Source organism: Micromonospora sp. NPDC048843 (assembly GCF_040649965.1).
Lineage (GTDB): Bacteria > Actinomycetota > Actinomycetes > Mycobacteriales > Micromonosporaceae > Micromonospora > Micromonospora hortensis.
Genome location: NZ_JBEZGJ010000275.1, coordinates 1 through 6,602, shown reverse-complemented (window position 1 = coordinate 6,602; position 6,602 = coordinate 1). Strand labels below are relative to the sequence as shown.

Below are 6,602 nucleotides of genomic sequence, written 5' to 3'. Positions count from 1 at the left end.
CGCGGAGCTGCGGGTCACCGGACGGCTCGACGTGACCGGGCTTGCCCGTCGGGCGCTCGGCCTTCTCCTCGTCGACAGTCACGCCGGGCGGCGGGAGGGGGACGCCGGCCGTTCGCCGTTTCCGATAGTGGTTAGCGCACCCGGCCGTAACCCTGGATGGACATCATGTTCATGCCACGCTTGAGCACGTTGCGACCGGCGCTGGGCGCGTCGATCACCTGACCGTCGCCCACGTAGAGGGCGACGTGCCCGAGCCCGCTGTAGAAGACCAGGTCGCCGGGGCGTAGCTCGCCCCGCCCGATGTGGGCGACAGCGCCCCACTGCATCCTGGTGTTGTGCGGCAGGGACTTCCCGGCCGCCCGCCAGGCCGCCGAGGTCAGGCCGGAACAGTCGTAGCCGTTCGGCCCGTCGGCAGCCCAGACGTACGGCTTGCCGATCGCGCCGAACGCGTAACGCACCGCTGTGCCGGCGGCACCGGACACGGCGGGCACGTTCTTGGCCTCGGTCGTCGCCGCCTTGGGCTCGGGTCGCTCGGTGGCGGCCCCGTACGCCTGCCGGCGCAGCTCGTACAGCTTGGCCAGGTCCTGCTCGATCTGCTTCTTACCCGCGGCGAGCTGACGAGCCTGTGCGGCCTGCCGGGTCAAGGTCGCGCCCAGTCGGGCCTTCTCGTCGAGCAGCCGCTGCTGGTCGGCCGTGAAGCCGGAGATGCGCTCCTGCCGCTGGCGGGTCAACTGCTCGATCGCGCCGAGCCGGTCCAGCAGTGCGGCCGAGCCGCCCGGGCGCAGCAGAGCGTCCGCGGTGCGCAGGCCGCCACTCTTGTAAGCGGTGGAGGCGAGCTCCGCCACGTCGGCCCGGCTCTGCTCAACCTGCTGTTCGAGCGGGCCGATGCGGGTCTGTAATCGGGCCACGGCGGCCTCGTTTGTCTTGATCTCCTCACGCAACTTGTTGTACGACTCGACGACCCGCTCCAACTCGGCCGAGGACGTCTCGATCCGGCGGGTCAGGTCGGCGGGGGACGGCTCGGCCTGGGCCACCGCCGTCGGGGCGATAAGCGCGGCCGACATGCCGACCAGCGCCACGGTGCGCAGCAGATTTCTCAGGGATGACAAGAGCGAAAGGCCCCTCTCCCACGGCCGCCGGAGCTGCTGACGCCCTCGACGACACCGGCCGGGGCCATCCGGGCGGACGGCACTGGGCCGGACCGGCTCGCCCAACCTAACCCGGGACGGATGTCGCTCGCAGTTGAAGCAGTGGCGAAAGTTGGGTGAGTTGCGGGTCGGGCTACTGGGCTGGGTGGCGCCATGGTGGCTGATGACGCCTGCCAACGAGGGAACATCGCCCTTTTAGCGACCTACTGACGGATATGCGACCTTCGTCGTTCCGGGCGTATGCCGCCGGATTCCTGGTCGCCATAACCGATAAAAGATGAAATGGATGCTGTTTCGCGGCGATGTCACCCGGTCGTGGCGAGCTGTCGAGACCCGGTAAATGCCCAGGTCGACTGGCGGCGGCCCAACACAATGAAGTCCGAGCCGGGAATCCCGTCGACAGGCAGCGATGAATCGCCGACGGATCGACTCGGCCAACCGTCCCCTTCGGGAGGAACCGTGAATCGTGAAGGCGCAAAGACGCGACCGCCGCGAACGGTGCCGGGTGCCCGGTCGACCCTGCTGTACGCGCGGCCCGGCATCATCGTGACCGTCGACCGGTTCACCGTCGGTCGGAACAGTTACCGGGTCGCCGACCTGACCCATCTGCGTACCACCCGGGGTCCGCACGACCGGATCGCCGTCCGGGCCGTGGTCATCACCGCCAGCATGCTCGGCGGTGTGGGGGTGCTTCTCGGCTTCACCGGCGGTCTGCACCGCCTCACCGCCGGGGCGTACCTGATCCTCGGCGCGGTGCTCCTGCTCCCGGCCGCTCTCGCCCTGGTCGGCGATCGCTGGCGCCCACCGCCGCACGAACTGTGGGGGTGGTACCAGGGCTCGGAGGTGCTGCTGTTCAGCGCCGAGGACGAACGGCAGTTCGGCCAGGTCACCCGGTCGCTGCTGCGGGCCCGGGAGGTCAACCGCTACGGCAGTTGGGTCGACCCGCTCGCCTCCGCGGACCCGTGGCGGCCCAACCGATGACCCGACGGCGGTGGGCCGGAGCCGGGTTGGCCCACCGGCCGTTCAGCAAGCTCAGCGGGCGACCGGCTCCGGAGCCCGTGCCTCCTGCGGTGCCGCCACCCAGGCGCTGACCCGCCGTTCGGCGTAGAACGAGACGAACGGCACCGTGCCGGCCAGCATCACCAGCAGCATCCGCTTCAGCGGCCAGTCGGCTCGGCGGCTCAGGTCGAACGCGGCCACCAGGTAGATCATGTAGAGGAAGCCGTGCGCCGGCCCGATGGTCTCCACGACGACCGGGTTGTCGAACGCGTACTTCAGCGGCATGCCGATCACGACTAGCAGGATCAGCACCACGCCCACGATCCAGGCGATCACGCGGTACCGGGTAAGGGCAGCGCCCACCTTCGTCCGTCCTTCCGAGCCCGGCTCAGCCGGGATAGTCACCGGGCCGGGCGCCCGGATTGGCGTTCAACCATGACAGGTAGTGGTTGTAGGCGGCCAGGTCGGTGTCCTCGACGACATCGCCGGTGGCCGGCACCCGGGACACCCGCACCGGGCGGCGTACCGCTGGTCGGGATCCGGTGGTGACCGCCGGGGCGGGCTCGACGGCCGGATCAGCGGGCGGCGCGTCGGCCTCCGCCGCCCTGCGGCGGGCCAGCTTCACCTCACGCCACCAGACGTAGACCACGAAGCCGGCGAAGATCGGCCACTCGACCGCGTACCCCCAGCTCAGGCTGTTGCCGGCGGTGGCCCGGCTGATCTGCCACCAGCCCAACCCGAGGAAGCCCACGACCAGCACGACCATGGCCACGTGGCGTGCGATCCACGCCGGGGTCCAGAGCCGCCTCATGACATTGAGGGTACCGGGGGCGCTTCCGGTCTCCGACACCGTGTCGTAGTCGTCGCCTCCCCGGCTTGGTTTGGCATCACCACGCCTGGGCAATCGTCTAGACGCCAGCCCACACGAGATCAAGGGGGGCGATCATGACCGGATCGGTACGTGAGGACGGCTTCGCGTCCAGCGGCAGTGCGGATATGAGCCCGGAGCAGCGGGTGCCCGAGTGGGGCGGCGATCAGCTCGCCGACCCGGCCGGCGCTCCAGGCCTCGACGGCGACCTGCTCGGCATCGACCCGACGGAGCTGACCGACGAGGACCTGATCCGCGAGATGCACAGCCTGCACCGGACCCGCCTGGACACCCTGCGGCACGCGGCGGACTCCGCACTCGCGAACCACCTGCGGCGCACGGCAGAGCTGGAGACCGAGTACCTGGCCCGCCACCCGGGTCGCGAGGTCGATCCCAGCCGCCTGCGGGGCGCGTGATGTCGGCGCGCGCCGTGCGCGGCATGTCCGCGCCACCCGAGGTGGTCTTCAGCACGGCCACCGACCCCGACCGTGCCTCGGCCTGGCTGCCGGAGCCGCTGCGCGGCGACGGCAGCCCCGCCGCGGAGATCAGCGGCGAGGAGCTTCGCGCCCGCTGGGGCGACGGCGACGCCGACGACTGGTCCGCCGAGATCCGGGTGGAGCCGGCCGATTCCGGCGGCGCCCGGATCCAGCTCGACCTGGCCGACGGGTCCGGCGGGCCCGGTCCGGACCAGTTGGCCGACGAGGCGCTCACCAACCTGGCACGCGAGGTCGCCGACAACCTCCAGGCCGGCTGAGCCGGCCGCGCGGGACGCCGTTCCCGCACCACCACCACAGTTGAGGAGATCGGGTGAGCGACACTGGCCTGCGACAGAAGGCGGCCCGGCTGCGCCGGGCGTACGCGCCGCACGAGCACCGGCCGCTCGGCGGCTACCTGGTGGCGATGGGCGCCTACGCCGGGGTGACAGGGGCTCTCGCCGGCCTGGTCAAGGCGACCGGCCGCCCGGTGCCGGAGCGTCCCGCGCCGTCCGACGTGGTGCTGCTCTCCATCGCCACGCACAAGCTGAGCCGGTTGCTGTCCAAGGACGCGGTGACCAGCCCGTTGCGGGCGCCGTTCACCCGCTACGACCGTCCGATCGGCAGCGGCGAGGTGATGGAGCAGGTGCGTGACTCGGGCAGCCCCACCCGGCACGCCATCGGCGAGCTGCTGAGCTGCCCGTTCTGCTTGGCGGTCTGGGTGGCCACCGGGTTGACCGGTGGCCTGGTGCTCGCGCCCCGGCTCACCCGCCTGGTGGCCACCGCGCTGACGGCGGTCGCCGCGTCCGACTTCCTCCAGATGGCGTACGCGACGGCTCAGCAGGCCGCCGAGGGTGGGCATCAGGACGACGACTGACGAGCAGGACGCGAGAAGGGGGGCCGGTAGACACCGGCCCCCCTTTCTCGTACGCCTCAACGTTGCATGCCGGACCAACCGTGTGGCGACTCCGGCTCCCGTTCGTCCTCGTCCGCCCCGGTGATGATGTCCCGATCCACCGCCGTGCGGTCGTGCTCGTTGGCGAAGTCCGGCTCGGGCGTGGTGTCCCTGCCCTTCGGGGGCTGACCCAGCGCCGGCACCTTCTCGTCGTGGTCCTCGTGGTGCGTCATGTCGGTGTCCCTCCTGCGGTCATTCACGCGATGGTGCCGCCCAGGTCGCTCAGCCGACGGAACCGCCCAGCAGGTCGCTGGCCTCGTCCACCGCGTACTCGCCCTCGGGAAGCGCGTCGATGCGGGCGAGCAGGTCCGGCGGAATCTCGGCGGCCACCGCCCGGCGATAGATCTCCGCCTGTGTGACCCGCTCCTGCGCCCGGAAAATGTCGTCGAGCAGGTCGTCGAGGGCCTGGGTATCCGGCTCACCGGCCACTGATGCGTCGTCGGTCACATCGATCAGCTACCCGGGGCGGAATCGGTCAAACGTCACGCCGATGGCCGACGTACGGGACTCACCAGGGCAGTTCCCCTGCTTCGTCCTGGAAGGTCCCTGTCGGCCCGGTCGGCTCCAGGGTCGCCAGGCGTACGACCTGTCGGGCGCTCTCCTCTACCGGTCGCCCGATGCCGAAGGCGGCGGTCATGTCGGTGGCGGTGGGGCCCGGTTCGAGGGCGTTGAACTTGATGCCCGGCTGTGACTTGGCGTACTGCACGGTCAACATGGTGGCCGCGGACTTGGACGCCGAGTACAACGCGAGCGACATGCCGAACTCAGGCCGCTCAGGGTTGTTCACCGCCCAGAACGATCCGGCGCTGCTGGAGATGGTGACGACTGTGGGATTCGACGACTTGCGAAGCAGGGGCAGCGCCGCCTCGGTGACGCGCACGATTCCCACCGCGTTGGTGTCGAAGGATCGCAGCGCGGCGGGGCCGTCGAGCTCGGTCTCCAGAATGCCCGCGTTGTGCACCAGGACGTCGAGTCGGCCCTCGGCCGAGTCGACAGTCGCCAGTGCGGTGCGCACTGACGCGTCGTCGGTGACGTCGAGCTGGACGAATCGCGCTCCGAGCGCCGCGGCGGCCTGCTCGCCCCGCTCGACATTCCGCGCGCCGATGTAGACCTCGTGCCCCAACTCCAGAAGCTGTCTGGCGGTCTCGAAGCCAATGCCCTTGTTGGCTCCGGTGATCAGTGTGACGGTCATGTCCCGAACGCTAACCACGGCAGTTCGGCGTACCCGGAGCCCTCTTGGGACCGGGGTCTGACAGGACCCCCTCTGATCGCTGGGACTGCCATCGGCACGTCTCAGATGTTCACGGGCTGGACTGCTTGTGGTTCGCGGACGGCAGGTAGGCCGGCGGCGGCAAGGAGGGTCAGCTTCTCCGCGTCACTGGACCCGGTGTCGGGATGAAAGACGACGAGCATCAGGCCATCCGCTCCGGCGATGCCCAGCCGTTCCCGATTGAGGGTCAGCTCCCCGACCTGCGGGTGATTGAGCCGAATCGGCGTTCCGCGCTGTCCGCGTACGTCATGTCGTGCCCAGAGCTGGCGAAATCGGACGCTCGCCAACGAGAGTTCTCCAGTGAGTTCGATGAAGCGTGGGTCGTCTATGTCGGTGCCCACTGCCTGTCGCAGGTTCGCGACGAAGCACTCCGTGATGTTCTCCCAATCCGGGTGCAGTGCCTGCTCGGCGGGATTCAGGAACAGATCCCTGAGCTGATTTCCCCCTTCGGCAAGGCTTGGGGATAGGGCTCTGGCGAGGCTGTTCGAGGCCAAGATGTCGAAATACCGTCCCTCGATGAAGGCGGGTTGGACGAGGGAGCCCAGGAGTTTGAGCGCACCGGCCGGAACGGTTTCCTTACGCTGTCGACGTCGGCGCTGTCGGGGAGTGTCAGCGACCAGCTTCAGCAGGTAGGCCAGGTGCTCGTCGTCGAGTTGGAGTACGCGTGCGATGGACTCGAGCACCTGCACGGACGGGTTTCGGTCGCGGCCCCGCTCCAAGCGCAGGTAGTAGTCAGCGCTGACGCCGGCAAGCATGGCGACCTCCTCGCGGCGCAGGCCCGGCACACGTCGCATCCCCGGTCCACCCTCGCCGACCTGCGGGGCGGTGACGCCGCGTACAACGCTGGCGTGGCCCGTCGTCTGCTGGCCGGCGAGACGGGCCCGGTTCG

11 protein-coding genes are annotated in these 6,602 nt (G+C 69.9%); 4 read left to right on the top strand and 7 right to left on the bottom strand.

The genetic code is table 11. The annotated features are described in order from the left end of the window. Positions 1 to 131 precede the first annotated feature (131 nt). Positions 132 to 1,109 (bottom strand): NlpC/P60 family protein, encoded by a 978-nt coding sequence (locus tag AB0C20_RS34305; protein WP_357185023.1) that lies wholly within the window; start codon positions 1,107 to 1,109, stop codon positions 132 to 134. Between the two features lie 498 nt (positions 1,110 to 1,607). On the opposite strand from AB0C20_RS34305, the gene AB0C20_RS34300 reads away from it, so the two are divergent. After that, a complete protein-coding gene (locus AB0C20_RS34300) occupies positions 1,608 to 2,129 on the top strand; it encodes a DUF6232 family protein (RefSeq protein WP_357185025.1) in 522 nt (173 codons plus the stop codon). Positions 2,130 to 2,180: 51 nt separating this feature from the next. Here the strand turns inward: AB0C20_RS34300 and AB0C20_RS34295 are convergent, their stop codons facing one another. Continuing rightward, positions 2,181 to 2,510, bottom strand: coding sequence for a DUF3817 domain-containing protein (locus AB0C20_RS34295; protein ID WP_357185028.1), 330 nt, complete (start codon positions 2,508 to 2,510; stop codon positions 2,181 to 2,183). Positions 2,511 to 2,535: 25 nt separating this feature from the next. Then, positions 2,536 to 2,958, bottom strand: a complete 423-nt coding sequence (locus AB0C20_RS34290) for a hypothetical protein (protein WP_357185030.1) — start codon at positions 2,956 to 2,958, stop codon at positions 2,536 to 2,538. A gap of 134 nt (positions 2,959 to 3,092) precedes the next feature. Between AB0C20_RS34290 and AB0C20_RS34285 the strand changes: the two genes are divergently transcribed. From AB0C20_RS34285 to AB0C20_RS34275, 3 genes are read left to right on the top strand one after another with little or no spacing between them, the layout of a single operon-like run. After that, positions 3,093 to 3,431 (top strand): DUF6158 family protein, encoded by a 339-nt coding sequence (locus AB0C20_RS34285; protein ID WP_357185035.1) that lies wholly within the window; start codon positions 3,093 to 3,095, stop codon positions 3,429 to 3,431. Next, a complete protein-coding gene (locus AB0C20_RS34280; protein WP_357185038.1) occupies positions 3,431 to 3,769 on the top strand; it encodes an SRPBCC family protein in 339 nt (112 codons plus the stop codon). Before AB0C20_RS34285 ends, AB0C20_RS34280 begins: the two co-directional genes overlap by 1 nt. A gap of 53 nt (positions 3,770 to 3,822) precedes the next feature. After that, positions 3,823 to 4,365: a DUF1360 domain-containing protein gene (locus AB0C20_RS34275; RefSeq protein ID WP_124858679.1), complete on the top strand. Its 543-nt coding sequence runs from the start codon at positions 3,823 to 3,825 to the stop codon at positions 4,363 to 4,365. A 56-nt stretch (positions 4,366 to 4,421) separates the two neighbouring features. Here AB0C20_RS34275 and AB0C20_RS34270 read toward each other — a convergent pair whose 3' ends face one another. From AB0C20_RS34270 to AB0C20_RS34255, 4 genes are all read right to left on the bottom strand, one after another. After that, on the bottom strand, positions 4,422 to 4,616 hold the full coding sequence (locus tag AB0C20_RS34270) for a hypothetical protein (protein ID WP_091405645.1): 195 nt from the start codon (positions 4,614 to 4,616) through the stop codon (positions 4,422 to 4,424). Between the two features lie 49 nt (positions 4,617 to 4,665). Continuing rightward, positions 4,666 to 4,890: a hypothetical protein gene (locus AB0C20_RS34265; RefSeq protein ID WP_357185042.1), complete on the bottom strand. Its 225-nt coding sequence runs from the start codon at positions 4,888 to 4,890 to the stop codon at positions 4,666 to 4,668. 61 nt (positions 4,891 to 4,951) lie between these two features. Then, positions 4,952 to 5,635, bottom strand: coding sequence for an SDR family NAD(P)-dependent oxidoreductase (locus tag AB0C20_RS34260; protein WP_357185045.1), 684 nt, complete (start codon positions 5,633 to 5,635; stop codon positions 4,952 to 4,954). Between the two features lie 101 nt (positions 5,636 to 5,736). Further along, positions 5,737 to 6,468 carry a helix-turn-helix transcriptional regulator gene (locus AB0C20_RS34255; RefSeq protein WP_357569557.1) on the bottom strand — a complete coding sequence of 244 codons (732 nt, stop codon included), beginning with the start codon at positions 6,466 to 6,468 and terminating at the stop codon, positions 5,737 to 5,739. Positions 6,469 to 6,602 lie beyond the last annotated feature (134 nt).